The sequence below is a fragment of the Streptomyces herbicida genome, from assembly GCF_032656585.1.
GTDB lineage: Bacteria > Actinomycetota > Actinomycetes > Streptomycetales > Streptomycetaceae > Streptomyces > Streptomyces herbicida.
On record NZ_JAUYWJ010000001.1, the window covers coordinates 216,814 to 230,414 of the forward strand.

Below are 13,601 nucleotides of genomic sequence, written 5' to 3' on the forward strand. Positions count from 1 at the left end.
CGCTACGCGCGTAGAGCGGCCCCTTTCCCGAGGAGAGTGCGCCATCGACGCGTCCAGCAGCCCTCCGCTCACCGCAGAGTCGACAGTCGCGGTCGAGCTGGCGGGGATCACCAAGCGATTCCCGGGTGTCGTTGCCAACCACGACATCCACCTGACTGTCCGAAAGGGCACCGTCCACGCCCTCGTCGGCGAGAACGGCGCCGGCAAGTCGACCCTGATGAAGATCCTCTACGGCATGCAGAAGCCGGACGAGGGCACCATCGCGGTCGCCGGCGAGCAGGTCACCTTCTCGTCGCCCGCCGACGCCATCGTCCGTGGCATCGGCATGGTCCACCAGCACTTCATGCTGGCCGACAACCTGACCGTCCTGGAGAACGTCGTGCTGGGCAGCGAGAAGCTGTACGGCATCGGCGGCGGCGCCCGCAAGAAGATCAAGGAGATCTCCGACCGCTACGGCCTCGGTGTCCGCCCCGACGTCCTCGTCGAGGACCTCGGCGTCGCCGACCGCCAGCGCGTCGAGATCCTCAAGGTCCTCTACCGCGGTGCCACGACCCTGATCCTCGACGAGCCGACCGCCGTGCTCGTCCCGCAGGAGGTCGACGCGCTCTTCGACAACCTGCGCGAGCTCAAGGCCGAGGGCCTCTCCGTCATCTTCATCTCGCACAAGCTGGGCGAGGTGCTCTCCGTGGCCGACGACATCACCGTCATCCGCCGCGGTACGACGGTCGGCACGGCGATCCCCTCCGAGACCACCTCGCGCCAGCTCGCCGAGATGATGGTCGGCAGCGAGCTGCCCACGCCGGAGACCGCCGAGTCGACGGTGACCGACCGGGCCGTCATCGAGGTCAGGGGACTCACCGTGTACGCCCGCGGCGGCGCCTCCCTCGGGGAGGCCGGCGCGCAGCCCGAGACCGCTACGGCCGGCTCGGCCGGCGCATCGGCGGGCGCCGACGTCCTCACCGAGGCCACCACCCCCGGCCAGGCCAAGCGCGTCCTCGACGACGTCACCTTCACCATCCACGCCGGTGAGGTCATGGGCATCGCCGGTGTCGAGGGCAACGGCCAGACCGAGCTCATCGACGCGCTGATCGGCCTGAAGCACGCCGACTCCGGCTCCATCCACTTCCTCGGCGAGGACATCACCCCCTGGCCCACCCGCAAGCGCCGTGAGTCGGGCGTCGGCTACATCCCCGAGGACCGCCACCGCCAGGGCCTGCTCCTCGAGGCCCCGCTGTGGGAGAACCGCATCCTCGGCCACGTCACCGAGCGGCCCAACGCCAAGGGCTTCTGGCTGGACCCCAAGGGCGCCCAGGCCGACACCCGCCGGATCGTCGAGGAGTTCGACGTCCGTACCCCCGGCATCGACGTCACCGCGGCCTCCCTCTCCGGCGGCAACCAGCAGAAGCTGATCGTCGGCCGCGAGATGAGCCACGACCCCAAGTTCCTGATCGCCGCCCACCCCACCCGCGGTGTGGACGTCGGCGCCCAGGCGCAGATCTGGGACCGCATCCGGGAGGCCCGCCGCGAGGGCCTGGCCGTGCTGCTGATCTCCGCCGACCTGGACGAGCTGATCGGCCTGTCGGACACCCTGCGCGTGATCTACGACGGCAGGCTGGTCGCGGATGCCGACCCCGCCACCATCACGCCGGAGGAGCTGGGCTCGGCCATGACGGGTGCCGCGTCCGGTCACCTGGAACACGTAGACACCGCCACAGAAGACGAGGCAGACGCCGGTCCGGAGGACGAGGCCCGATGAAGAAGTTCGACAAGGAGCGGATGCTCCTCGCGGTGGCCGGCCCGGTCATCGCGCTCGTCCTGGCGATCGTGCTGACCTCGGTCGTCCTGATCGCCTCGGGCAAGAACCCGGTCGAGCCGTACACGCTGATGCTGGAGCAGCTGCCGTACTCGGACGTCCAGGTTCTGATCATCAACCAGGCGTCGCTGTACTACATCGCAGCCATCGGTGTCGCCCTCGGCTTCCGGATGAACCTGTTCAACATCGGCGTCGACGGCCAGTACCGCCTCGCCGCGGTGATGACCGCCATCGTCGGCGCGCACCTCGCCCTGCCGGGCTTCCTGCAGGTCCCGGTGCTTCTGCTGGTCGCCATGTGCACCGGCGCCTTCTGGGCCGGCATCGCGGGCGTCCTGAAGGTCACCCGGGGTGTCAGCGAGGTCGTCGCGACGATCATGCTGAACGCGATCGCCACCAGTGTGATCGGCTACGTCACCCTCACCAGCGTGTGGGGCGTGCAGGTCGGCAACAACGCGACGACCGGCATCATGCACAAGTCCGGCTGGGTCCCCGGCATCAATCTGGGCTCCGACGTCGGTGAGATCTACGGCCTGGTCTTCCTCGCGGTCCTGCTGGGCGTCCTGTACTGGCTGGTCCTCAACCGCACCCGCTTCGGCTTCGACCTGCGCGCCACCGGCGCCTCCGAGACCGCCGCCGCGGCCTCCGGCGTCAGCGCCAAGCGCATGGTGCTGGTCTCCATGCTGATCTCCGGCGCGGTCGCGGGCCTGGCCGGTCTGCCGCTGCTGCTCGGCGAGAGCCACACCTACAGCCTGAGCTTCCCGACGGGCCTCGGCTTCACCGCCATCGGCATCGCCCTGCTAGGCCGCAACAACCCGGGCGGCATCGCGTTCGCCGCCCTCCTGTGGGCCTTCCTCGACAAGGCCTCGCCCGCCCTCGACTACGCGACTCCGGAGGCGTACCCGAAGGAGATCGCCACGATCATGCAGGGCCTGATCGTCTTCGCGGTCGTCATCTCGTACGAGTTCGTCCGCCAGTGGGGTCTGCGCCGTCAGCAGAGCCGGGTCGGCGCCGAGCTGGCCGCCGCCGCCCAGAACACCAAGAAGGAGGTGGCGGCCTGATGAGCACCGCGACCATCGCCAAGCCGCAGGCGAAGCAGCCCGCCCCGGGAAGCCGCCGTATCTCGCTCCCGGTACTCCTGCTGATCATCGCGGGTGTGCTGGTCCTGACCTCCGCCGTCCGTCTCATCACCGGCGCCGACGGCATCACCTCGACCGGCCAGATGTCCACCGCGCTGCGCCTCGCCGTGCCGATCGGCCTCGCCGGTCTCGGCGGCCTGTGGTCGGAGCGCTCGGGCGTCGTCAACATCGGCCTCGAGGGCATGATGATCCTCGGCACCTGGTTCGGCGCCTGGGCCGGCTACCAGTGGGGCCCGTGGGCCGGTGTCGTCCTCGGTATCGTCGGCGGTGCCCTCGGTGCCGTCCTGCACGCCATCGCCACGGTGACCTTCAACGTCAACCACATCGTCTCCGGTGTGGCCCTGAACATCCTGGCCCTCGGCACCACCCGCTATCTGTCGAAGTTCACCTTCGAGAACGCCCCGCAGGGCTCCTCCAAGCAGTCCCCGCCGATCGACTCGCTGGGCTCCTTCGACATCCCGGGCCTGTCCGACTGGCTGAACACGCTCAACGAGAAGCACTGGTTCGTGATCTCGGACATCGCCGGCCTGGTCGGCGGTCTGGTCACCGACCTGTCGCCGCTCACCGTCATCGCGGTCGCCCTCGTCCCGGTCACCTGGTGGGTGCTCTGGCGCACCGCCTTCGGTCTGCGGCTGCGCTCCTGCGGCGAGAACCCGGTGGCGGCCGAGTCCCTCGGCGTCAACGTCTACAAGTACAAGTACATCGCCGTGATCATCTCGGGCGCCTTCGCCGGCCTCGGCGGTGCGTTCCTGTCCATCGTGGCCTCGAACGTGTACCTGGACGGCCAGACGGCCGGCCGCGGCTACATCGGTCTCGCCGCGATGATCTTCGGTAACTGGATGCCGGGCGGCCTCGCCCTGGGCGCGGGGCTGTTCGGCTACACCGACAGCCTCAACCTGCGCGGCGGTACGGTGAACGTGCACGCACTGATCCTGCTGCTCGCGATCCTGCTGGTGTTCGGCGCGGCGTACCTGGCCTGGAAGAAGAGGTTCGTCCCAGCCGTCATCACCGTCGTGATCTCGGCGCTGATGTTCGTCTGGTACGCCACCACGAACGAGGTGCCGCGTCAGCTCGTCACGGCGACCCCGTACATCGTCACCCTGCTCGTGCTCTCGCTTTCCGCGCAGAGCCTGCGGATGCCGAAGGCGGACGGCCTGCCGTACCGGAAGGGGCAGGGCAAGTGACCACGGCCGCCGACTTCGACTGGGAGGCGCTGCGTGGGGAGGCCCGCGAGGCCATGTCCCACGCGTACGCCCCGTACTCCGGCTTCCCGGTCGGCGTCGCGGCCCTGGTCGACGACGGGCGCATCGTCACCGGCTGCAACGTCGAGAACGCCTCGTACGGCATCGGCCTGTGCGCCGAGTGCGGGCTGGTGTCCCAGCTCATGCGCACGGGCGGCGGCCGCCTGACGCACTTCACCTGCGTGGACGGTACGGGTGTGCTGCTCGTCCCGTGCGGCCGCTGCCGCCAGCTGCTCTACGAGTTCGGCGGGGCCGACCTGCTGGTGGACACCCCGGAGGGCGTCCTGCCGCTCTCCGCGATGCTCCCGCAGGCCTTCGGCCCGGACCATCTCAGCAAGTAACTCCACCGCGGCCCCTCCGAGCAGATCCGATCGGAGGGGCCGCGTGTTTCGCACCTCCCGGAAGGAACGCACGCCATGGCCATGGACGCCATCTCCGTCATCCGCACCAAGCGGGACCGCGGTGAGCTCAGCGACGAGCAGATCGACTGGGTCATCGACGCGTACACGCGCGGCGAGGTCGCCGACGAGCAGATGTCGTCGCTCGCGATGGCCATCCTGCTCAACGGCATGAACCGCCGTGAGATCGCCCGCTGGACGGCGGCCATGATCGCCTCCGGCGAGCGCATGGACTTCTCGTCCCTGTCCCGTCCGACCGCGGACAAGCACTCCACGGGCGGCGTCGGCGACAAGATCACGCTCCCGCTGGCCCCCCTCGTGGCCGCCTGTGGCGCGGCGGTCCCGCAGCTGTCGGGCCGGGGCCTCGGCCACACCGGCGGCACGCTGGACAAGCTGGAGTCGATCCCGGGCTGGCGGGCCCTGCTCTCCAACGAGGAGATGCTGCACGTCCTCGACACCACGGGCGCGGTCATCTGCGCGGCCGGCGATGGCCTCGCGCCCGCCGACAAGAAGCTGTACGCCCTGCGGGACGTCACCGGCACGGTCGAGGCGATCCCGCTGATCGCCTCCTCGATCATGTCGAAGAAGATCGCCGAGGGCACCGGCTCGCTGGTCCTGGACGTGAAGGTCGGCACGGGCGCCTTCATGCGGACGCTCGATGATGCCCGCGAACTGGCGTCCACGATGGTCGGCCTGGGCACCGACCACGGCGTGAAGACGGTCGCGCTCCTCACGGACATGTCCACCCCGCTCGGCCTCACGGCGGGCAACGCCCTGGAGGTCCGCGAGTCGGTCGAGGTCCTGGCGGGCGGCGGCCCGGCGGACGTGGTCGAGCTGACGATCGCGCTCGCCCGCGAGATGCTCGACGCCGCCGGCGTGAAGGACGCGGACCCGGCGAAGGCCCTGGCCGACGGCTCGGCGATGGACGTCTGGCGCCGCATGATCGCGGCCCAGGGCGGCGACCCCGACGCCACGCTGCCCACGTCGAAGGAACAGCACGTGGTCAAGGCCCCGTCCTCGGGCGTTCTCACCCGCCTCGACGCCTACGACATCGGCATCGCCGCCTGGCGCCTGGGCGCGGGCCGCGCCCGCAAGGAGGACCCGGTGCAGGCGGGCGCGGGCGTCGAGATGCACGCCAAGCCCGGCGACACGGTGACGGAGGGCCAGTCCCTCCTGACCCTGCACACCGACACCCCCGAGCGCTTCGACTACGCCCTGCAGGCGGTGGCGGGCTCGTACGACATCGCGGCGCCCGGCACGGAGTTCTCGGCGACCCCGGTGGTGCTGGAACGAATCGCCTGAACAGGGGATTTCCGTTTCGGGTGAACGGGACCGGCGGACCCTCGCCGGTCCCGTTCCACGCGTCCGGGTTCGGCGCCGCCGTCGACCTGCCCGAGCCCTTCGGTCTCACCTTGGACACCGGCGAGTTCCCAGCCAAGTAACCACGGCGGCCGATGAGTCAGCCCCGCCCGCCCGGTCTACAGCACGTGGACGCCAAGACACCCGCCGTACTCGAGCTGCCCGGACCCGTCGCACAGGACGAGGTGAGCGGGCTCTGTGACGACGTGCGGGCACTGCTGGAGGTCACCGGAGGCGGTGTCGTCGTATGTGATGTGGGCGGGCTCGGGCCACCCGGGCTCGGGGCCGTCGATCTGCTCGCCCGGCTGGAGCTGGCCGCGCGGCGGGCCGGGGGGCGGATACGGCTTCGGGATCCCGACCCGGCGCTACACGCCCTCCTCGATCTCGTCGGTCTCCGCTTCGAGGTGGAGGGGCAGGCCGAACAGCGGGAACCACCGCTTCGTGTCGAGGAAGAAGTGGAACCCGGTCAGTCGGCCGTCTGATATTTCCAGGACCTGGATGGACCAGGGGGTGAATCCCCCTGCCTCCGGGTCCGGCTTGTACTGGGCGAAGCCGGGCAGGCCGTTGACCTCGACCGGCAGCAGGCGGGAGCCGACGCAGGCGGAGCCCAGGGTCGTCATGAAGCCCGTGATGTCGTCGTGGCCGGTCAGCCACAGGTCGAACGGCGGCATCGTCATGACGGCGTCCTCGTGCAGCAGCGCCGTCAGCGCCGTCATGTCGTACCCCTCGAACGCCTTCACATAGCGCTCCAGGAGCTTCTGCTGCTCCTCGTCCAGCGGGTCGGACACCGCCGCCCCGGCACCCTTGTCCTCCCGCTCCGCGAGCGTCGCCCGCGCCCGCTGCAGCGCGCTGTTGACCGAGGCCACCGTGGTGCCCAGCAGCTCGGCGACCTCGCTCGCCCTCCAGGCCAGCACCTCGCGCAGGATCAGCACCGCCCGCTGCTTGGGCGGAAGGTGCTGCAGGGCCGCCATGAAGGCGAGCCGGATCGACTCCTTGGCGACGGCGGCCTCCGCCGGGTCGCCGACCGTGGGCAGCACACGCGCGTCCGGCACCGGCTCCAGCCAGGTGTTGTCCGGACGGGGGGAGAGGGCGGCCTGGGCCAGGGGCGTCGAGTCCGACAGATCCACCGGCCGCGCGCGCTTGTTGCCCGCCGTCAGCATGTCCAGGCAGACGTTCGTCGCGATCCGGTACAGCCAGGAGCGGAGGCTGGAGCGGCCCTCGAACTTGTCGTAGCTCCGCCAGGCCCGGACCAGGGTGTCCTGCACCGCGTCCTCGGCCTCGAAGGCGGAGCCGAGCATGCGGTAGCAGTAGCCGGTCAGCTCGGTGCGGTGCTTCTCCAGTGCGACGTCGAGGTCCGTCGTCGCCGTGCCGTTGCCCATCGTCCACCCACCCCTGTGGCCGTTCCTGTGACGCGCCTTTGCGCTCCCAGCACTTCGGAAGCTACCGCAGCCCACTGACAATGGCCCCCGGAGCGAAGGAAGCAGGTGCCCGAGGGCGCGTCGTCCGATCGCCACCGGCCGCAGCGTCGTGGTGAGTGATCCAGTGGGGCGGGGTGGTGAGGGGCTGACCAGTGCTGGGCGCGCCCCACTTCGGGGTGCAGGCCGGTTCGGCCACGACGACGGTGATGTCCTGTTGCGCGGCCATCACCGTCAGCCGGAACGCGGAGCGGACGGTTCAGTGCGCGGCGACGACTTCCCTGCGCGCCGCAACCCGCGCCGCCCGTGAGCCGAGCACCGTGATCGTCACGACGCCGAGCACCGCAAGGACACCGACGCCGACCGTCCCCGCCCAGCCGCTCGCGTGGAAGGCGATCGCGCCCACCGTGCTGCCGGTGCTGGAGCCGATGTAGTACGCGGACTGGTAGAGGGCGGCGGCCTGGGCGCGGCCGCGGGTGGCCGTCCTGCTGACCGCCGAGGACGCCACCGCGTGGCCCGCGAAGAAGCCCGCCGTGATCAGGACCAGGCCCAGCAGGACCAGCGGGAGCGAGTCGGCCAGGGACAGCAGCAGTCCCGTGGCCGTCGTGCCGGCGGCCAGATAGAGCGCGCCCCGGCGGCCCAGGCGGCCGACCAGTCGCCCCGCCGTCGACGCCGAGACCGTGCCGACCAGATACACCAGGAAGACAGAGCCGACGATGCCCTGCGGCAGCCCGAACGGCTCCTCCGTCAGGCGGTAGCCGATCACCGTGTACACACCGCCGAACACCGTCATGAACAGCGCGCCGATCGCATACAGCCGACGCAGCAGCGGGTCGGACAGATGGTCGCGGACCGTGCGGGCGAGGACGCGCGGGCGCAGCGAGCCCGCCTTGAAGTGCCGCGGAGCCGGCAGCAGCAGACGGAAGGCCACCGCGCAGCCGACCGCGATCGCGCCGATCACCGAGACGGCCACCCGCCAGCCCCACTCCTGCGCCACCCAGCCGGTGATGACCCGGCCGCTCATCCCGCCGACGCTGTTGCCCGCGACGAACAGCCCGATCGCCGTGATCAGGGCATTCGGCCGGACCTCCTCGGCCAGGTACGCCGTCGCCGACGCCGGCAGCCCGGCCAGCGCCGCGCCCTGGACCGCCCGCAGCACCACCAGCGCGCCGATCGAGGGCGCGAAGGGGACCAGCAGGCCGACGGACACCGCGACCGCCAGCGAGGCCGTCATGACCGTACGGCGGCCGAAGCGCTCCGACAGCGCGCTCATCGGCAGGACGAACAGCGCCAGACCGCCCGTCGCGGCGGCCACCGTCCAGCTCGCCTCGCTCGCCGCCACCCCGAACTCGCCGGAGATCAGCGGCAGCAGCGCCTGCGTGGAGTAGAGGAGCGCGAAGGTCGCGACACCGGCGAGGAAGAGGGCGAGGCTCATCCGGCGGTAGCCGGGGCCGCCCGGGGCCATACGGGAGTCGGGAGCGGAGACGGACGGGACGGCGCCCACGGCGGTGGACGCCCCGGTACTGGCGGGAGACATGCCTCGAAGCTACGTACGCCCCGACTCATCCGTCCAATGCATGGACTCGTCATAATCGTTCCCATGGTGCATCAGCAGAGGTCACAGCCCCGCCTGTCACCGTCCAGTGACACAGAAGACACGGCCGACATGGCGCGGCTGCTCGCCCCGCGCCTCGCCTACTTCGCCGCGGTCGCCCGCACCGAGCACGTCACCCGGGCCGCGCAGGAGACCCAGGTCCCGCAGTCGACCCTGTCCCGGGCCATGGTCCGCCTGGAGCGCGACCTCGGCGTCGACCTGTTCGCCCGCCGCGGCCGCACGGTCTCCCTCACCCCGGCCGGCCGCACCTTCCTCACCTCCGTCGAACGCGCCCTCGCGGAGATCGAGCGCGCGGCCGACGAGGTGCGCGCCGACGCGGACCCGGCCACCGGCAAGGTCGCCTTCGGCTTTCTGCACACCATGGGCGCCGAGACGGTCCCCGGCCTTCTCCACGCCTTCCGCGCCGACCATCCGCGCGTCCGTTTCAGCCTCGTCCAGAACTACGGCGAGGCGATGCTCGAAGGCCTGCGGGCGGGCGAACTCGACCTCTGTCTGACCTCCCCGGTCCCGGACGCCCCCGACCTGGTGGCCCGCCGCCTCGACGAGCAGAAGCTCCGTCTGGTCGTCCCCGCCGACCACCCCCTGTCCGGCCGCAGACGCATCCGCCTCGCCGAGGCCGCCGACGAAACCTTCGTCACCCTGGAGCCCGGCTACGGTCTGCGCCGCATCACCGACGACCTGTGCCGGGAGGCCGGCTTCAAGCCGAAGGTCGCCTTCGAGGGCGAGGAGGCGGAGACCCTGCGCGGTCTGGTCGCGGCAGGGCTCGGCGTCGCCCTGCTGCCCCCGCCGCCCTTCCCCCGCCCGGGGGTCGTGGAGCTCACGGTCACGGCGCCGCGGGCGGTACGGGAGATCGGCGTGGCATGGCTCGACGGCCATCCGGATACACCGCCGGTCGCCGCGTTCAAGAAGTTCCTGCTATCGAAGCGGGGGAATCTGCTCGCCTGAACGTCACGCCCGGTGCAGCGAACGCCCGAACCCCACCGCCAGCGGCATCCGCAGCCCCAGGGGCGGCGGAGCGGCCAGCGCGTCCTCCACCGGGCGGGAGAGCGGATGCCCGAACAGCGCACCCATCACGAAGTCCGAGGCGAGCGCGTGGACCTCGTCGCGGTACTGGTGCAACGCGTGTCCGTCCGCATGCACCTCGAACCGGCACACCTCCCGGTTCGCCTTCTTCGCCCGCGCCGCCAGCCGGAAGGACAGCTCGGGATCGGTCCGCTCGTCATTGGTGCCGTGCACGATCAGCACCCGGCGTCCCACGAGCTGCTTCACCGGCTCCGGCGCGGCCGCGACATCGTCCTCCGGCAGCCAGGGGGCGATCGCCACCACGGAGTTCACCGCCTCGTGCCCGCTCGCGCGCAGCGCCGCCCGGCCGCCCATCCCCACGCCCACCAGGCACACGGGGACGTCGCCGTAACGCCGCAGGACCTCGTCCACGGCCCAGGCCGCGTCCGCCGCCAGGTGCGCCTCGCTGCCGTTCCAGCCGCGATAGCGGTAGTGGACGACATGGGTGGCCAGCCCCTCGCCGCGCCCCGCGCGCGCGAGTGTCCTGCCCAGGGAGCGGACGGAGGCCGTCGCCCATACGGAGGACGGCCTTCTGGCCGAGACCTCCTCACCGCCGGGGAGCAGCAGCACCACCCCGCTGACCGCCGTCGGCTCCTGGCCGACTGCCTTTCCCAGCCTGGCCGTTCGCACCGGCGCCGATTGCTGTGCCATGACAGAACAGTGTCAGAAGCACGGGTGTACGCGACCCGTCCGTGGGGTCACCGTTACGTATCGACGAATTCGTACACCGAGCCGTCTACGCGCGTAGGCGTTAGAGTGCGGAAATGACGAGCCAGACTGCCCAGACTGGGACCATCCCGACGCCGGACCAGATCCGCCGGGCGCCCAAGGTTGTGCTGCACGATCATCTCGACGGCGGTCTCCGTCCCGGGACCATCGTCGAACTGGCCCGGGAAACGGGCTACTCCCAGCTCCCCGAGACCGATCCCGACAAGCTCGGCGTCTGGTTCCGAGACGCGGCCGACTCCGGCTCCCTGGAGCGGTACCTGGAGACCTTCTCGCACACCGTCGGTGTGATGCAGACCCGCGACGCGCTGATCCGGGTCGCCCGCGAGTGCGCCGAGGACCTCGCCGAGGACGGGGTCGTCTACGCCGAGGTGCGCTACGCGCCCGAACAGCACCTGGAGGGCGGGCTCGGCCTCGAAGAGGTCGTCGAGGCCGTCAACGAGGGCTTCCGGCAGGGCGAGCGGCTCGCCCGGGAGAGCGGCCACCGCATCCGGGTCGGCGCCCTGCTCACCGCCATGCGGCACGCGGCCCGCGCCCTGGAGATCGCGGAACTCGCCAACCGCTACCGCGACCTGGGCGTCGTCGGCTTCGACATCGCGGGAGCCGAGGCCGGCTACCCGCCCACCCGGCACCTCGACGCGTTCGAGTACCTCAAGCGCGAGAACAACCACTTCACCATCCACGCCGGTGAGGCCTTCGGACTGCCGTCCATCTGGCAGGCCCTCCAGTGGTGCGGCGCCGACCGGCTGGGGCACGGGGTGCGCATCATCGACGACATCCAGGTCCACGAGGACGGCTCGGTGAAGCTCGGGCGGCTCGCCTCGTACGTACGGGACAAGCGCATCCCGCTGGAGATGTGCCCGAGCTCCAACCTGCAGACCGGGGCCGCGGCCTCGTACGCCGAACACCCGATCGGGCTGCTGCGCCGGCTGCACTTCCGGGCCACCGTGAACACGGACAACCGTCTGATGTCCCACACCAGCATGAGCCGGGAATTCGAGCACCTCGTCGAAGCATTCGGTTACACGCTCGACGACATGCAGTGGTTCTCCGTCAATGCGATGAAATCAGCGTTCATTCCTTTCGATGAACGGCTGGCCATGATCAATGACGTCATCAAGCCCGGATATGCCGAGCTGAAATCCGAATGGCTGTTCCGGCAGACCGCTTCCACCAGCGGTTCTGTCGATTCCGAGGGCTGATCGAAGGCGGACGGGGTGCACGGAATGCGGACGGGCTTCACAATCCGTCCGCATTTCGGTGTTTGCGGCGGGCGGCCCGGCCTGTTTACGGTCGTGGACCGCTCAGAACGTTATTGATTCCCCGTCATCGCATTCAAGGACGCATTCACCATGAAGCAGTCTGCTGCCAAGACCCTCGGTGTCGCCGCCCTCGGTGCCGCCTTCGCTGCCGTAGGCGCCGGCGCGGCCAACGCGGCCCCGGCCGTCCCGGACGCCACCCAGGCCCTGGACGGCGTCACCAAGACGCTGCCGGCCGAGAACGTCGGCAAGGCACTGCCCGGTGCCGGTGAGGCGCTCACCCAGGGGCAGGCCGTGGTCGGCACGGGCCTGGCCGCCGCCCAGCCGGCCGCCGAGAAGGTGCTCGCCCAGGGCCCCACCGCGCCGGTCAAGGGTCTCCTCGGCGGTCTGCCGCTGCAGGGACTGCCCACGCACGGCCTGCCGGTGAACGGGATCCCGCTCGGCTGACCCGAATCCCCACACGCCGTTGGGGCGCCCCGGAGCTCCGGGGCGCCCCAACGGCGTGTGCGGGGCAGAAGGGGGCTCACCAGGCCGTCCGTGCCTTCTCCTCCGACGGGAACAGGATCCACAGCGCTATGTAGAGCAGGAACTGCGGGCCCGGCAGCAGGCAGGACACCAGGAAGATCACCCGCATCGTCGTCGCGGAGGTACCGAAGCGCCGTGCCAGCGCGGCGCAGACTCCGCCGATCATGCGGCCTTGGGTGGGGCGGGCGAGTGCAGACATGTCGCGCTCCTTTGATGGCTCGGTCGCCTGCGGGCGCCTTGTGCCGGTGTCGAGAGCCCGGTCGTGCTCGGCCCTTCGGGCCTCCGCGCTCCCCCAAGCTCTCAACTTCGTTCGAGCAGGGGGGACGCCCACGCCCTCTCGACACCGGCGCACCCCTTCGGTTCCCTCGCGGCCGGCGCGTTGGGAAAGGGGGCGTTGGTGGGCCCTGGCTGTTGGTCGGTGTGGGCCGGTTGGCTGCCCATCTGTCTGCAACGTTACGGAGCCCGAGCGGAATCGGCGTCGCTCTAGGGTGCGATGCCGACCCTGGGAATCGTCGGGGTGCGACCCTGAGGTGCCTCCTCCTGGGGGGCTGCCGTGTGGCTCGTCCGCTTGTCCCTGCGGCGGAGCCAGGAGCGGCCCGCCGGGACGACGGCGAGGTGGGCCAGTGCCACGCCCGCCGTGTTCAGCAGGAGCGAGTCGACGTCCACGACCCGGCCCGGCACGCCGGTCTGCAGCAGGGCGATGCCCAGGGAGATCAGGGCGCCCGCGGCCGCCGTACGGATCAGGGAGGCGAGCGGGGAGACGGTGAGCCTGCCGTGGGCCATCGGCAGCAGCACGCCCAGCGGCGCCAGCAGCCCCAGGCCCTCGCCGATCCGTCTGGCCGCCTCCGGCCAGCCCAGCGCCAGGTCGGCCCGGATGCCGGCGAGCGGGCGCAGATTGGCGGGCATCACCCAGGGGACGTCCAGCGGCCGCAACATGAGCCAGGCGACGAATGCGAGGTGTGCGACGAGGAGGACACCTCCCGTCGTACGGATGCGGATCGCGGCACTGCCGCCGATGGAGCCTTGACGCTGCACGCCCCCCAAGACGCGCC

At 70.9% G+C, this 13,601-nt stretch carries 14 protein-coding genes; 9 read left to right on the forward strand and 5 right to left on the reverse strand.

All coding sequences use genetic code 11. The features are described 5' to 3' along the window. Positions 1–43 precede the first annotated feature (43 nt). The 6 genes from Q8A52_RS00935 to Q8A52_RS00960 all read left to right on the forward strand — a co-directional run bounded on the left by Q8A52_RS00935 (position 44) and on the right by Q8A52_RS00960 (position 6,429). Complete coding sequence (locus tag Q8A52_RS00935) at positions 44–1,756, forward strand: ABC transporter ATP-binding protein (RefSeq protein ID WP_316748725.1); 1,713 nt, start codon at positions 44–46, stop codon at positions 1,754–1,756. After that, complete coding sequence (locus tag Q8A52_RS00940; protein WP_316747678.1) at positions 1,753–2,871, forward strand: ABC transporter permease; 1,119 nt, start codon at positions 1,753–1,755, stop codon at positions 2,869–2,871. The genes Q8A52_RS00935 and Q8A52_RS00940 overlap by 4 nt, the downstream gene beginning before the upstream one ends. Next, entirely contained in the window at positions 2,871–4,133 is a 1,263-nt protein-coding gene (locus Q8A52_RS00945) for an ABC transporter permease (RefSeq protein ID WP_316747680.1), read from the forward strand. Before Q8A52_RS00940 ends, Q8A52_RS00945 begins: the two co-directional genes overlap by 1 nt. After that, positions 4,130–4,531 carry a cytidine deaminase gene (locus Q8A52_RS00950; RefSeq protein ID WP_316747683.1) on the forward strand — a complete coding sequence of 134 codons (402 nt, stop codon included), beginning with the start codon at positions 4,130–4,132 and terminating at the stop codon, positions 4,529–4,531. Before Q8A52_RS00945 ends, Q8A52_RS00950 begins: the two co-directional genes overlap by 4 nt. Before the next feature lie 75 nt (positions 4,532–4,606). Further along, the gene (locus Q8A52_RS00955) at positions 4,607–5,890 is read left to right on the forward strand and encodes a thymidine phosphorylase (protein WP_316747685.1); all 1,284 of its coding nucleotides are present in this window, start codon (positions 4,607–4,609) and stop codon (positions 5,888–5,890) included. Between the two features lie 152 nt (positions 5,891–6,042). Beyond that, positions 6,043–6,429: an STAS domain-containing protein gene (locus Q8A52_RS00960; RefSeq protein WP_316747687.1), complete on the forward strand. Its 387-nt coding sequence runs from the start codon at positions 6,043–6,045 to the stop codon at positions 6,427–6,429. Here Q8A52_RS00960 and Q8A52_RS00965 read toward each other — a convergent pair. Continuing rightward, positions 6,313–7,326: a sigma-70 family RNA polymerase sigma factor gene (locus Q8A52_RS00965; protein ID WP_316747690.1), complete on the reverse strand. Its 1,014-nt coding sequence runs from the start codon at positions 7,324–7,326 to the stop codon at positions 6,313–6,315. The two genes, Q8A52_RS00960 and Q8A52_RS00965, sit on opposite strands and share 117 nt — an antisense overlap. Positions 7,327–7,621: 295 nt before the next feature. Further along, positions 7,622–8,899, reverse strand: a complete 1,278-nt coding sequence (locus Q8A52_RS00970; protein WP_316747691.1) for an MFS transporter — start codon at positions 8,897–8,899, stop codon at positions 7,622–7,624. Positions 8,900–8,962: 63 nt separating this feature from the next. On the opposite strand from Q8A52_RS00970, the gene Q8A52_RS00975 reads away from it, so the two are divergent. Beyond that, complete coding sequence (locus Q8A52_RS00975) at positions 8,963–9,922, forward strand: LysR family transcriptional regulator (RefSeq protein WP_316747693.1); 960 nt, start codon at positions 8,963–8,965, stop codon at positions 9,920–9,922. Positions 9,923–9,925: 3 nt separating this feature from the next. Here the strand turns inward: Q8A52_RS00975 and Q8A52_RS00980 are convergent, their stop codons facing one another. Further along, complete coding sequence (locus Q8A52_RS00980) at positions 9,926–10,690, reverse strand: alpha/beta hydrolase (RefSeq protein WP_316747695.1); 765 nt, start codon at positions 10,688–10,690, stop codon at positions 9,926–9,928. Positions 10,691–10,803: 113 nt separating this feature from the next. Here Q8A52_RS00980 and Q8A52_RS00985 point away from each other — a divergent pair, with 113 nt between their 5' ends. Both Q8A52_RS00985 and Q8A52_RS00990 read left to right on the forward strand, forming a co-directional pair. Further along, complete coding sequence (locus Q8A52_RS00985; RefSeq protein WP_316747696.1) at positions 10,804–11,967, forward strand: adenosine deaminase; 1,164 nt, start codon at positions 10,804–10,806, stop codon at positions 11,965–11,967. A gap of 150 nt (positions 11,968–12,117) precedes the next feature. Beyond that, positions 12,118–12,471, forward strand: a complete 354-nt coding sequence (locus Q8A52_RS00990; RefSeq protein ID WP_316747698.1) for an ATP-binding protein — start codon at positions 12,118–12,120, stop codon at positions 12,469–12,471. A gap of 76 nt (positions 12,472–12,547) precedes the next feature. Here the strand turns inward: Q8A52_RS00990 and Q8A52_RS00995 are convergent, their stop codons facing one another. Both Q8A52_RS00995 and Q8A52_RS01000 read right to left on the reverse strand, forming a co-directional pair. Then, positions 12,548–12,748, reverse strand: coding sequence for a PspC domain-containing protein (locus Q8A52_RS00995; RefSeq protein WP_316747700.1), 201 nt, complete (start codon positions 12,746–12,748; stop codon positions 12,548–12,550). Between the two features lie 284 nt (positions 12,749–13,032). After that, positions 13,033–13,584 carry a VanZ family protein gene (locus tag Q8A52_RS01000; protein WP_316747702.1) on the reverse strand — a complete coding sequence of 184 codons (552 nt, stop codon included), beginning with the start codon at positions 13,582–13,584 and terminating at the stop codon, positions 13,033–13,035. Positions 13,585–13,601 lie beyond the last annotated feature (17 nt).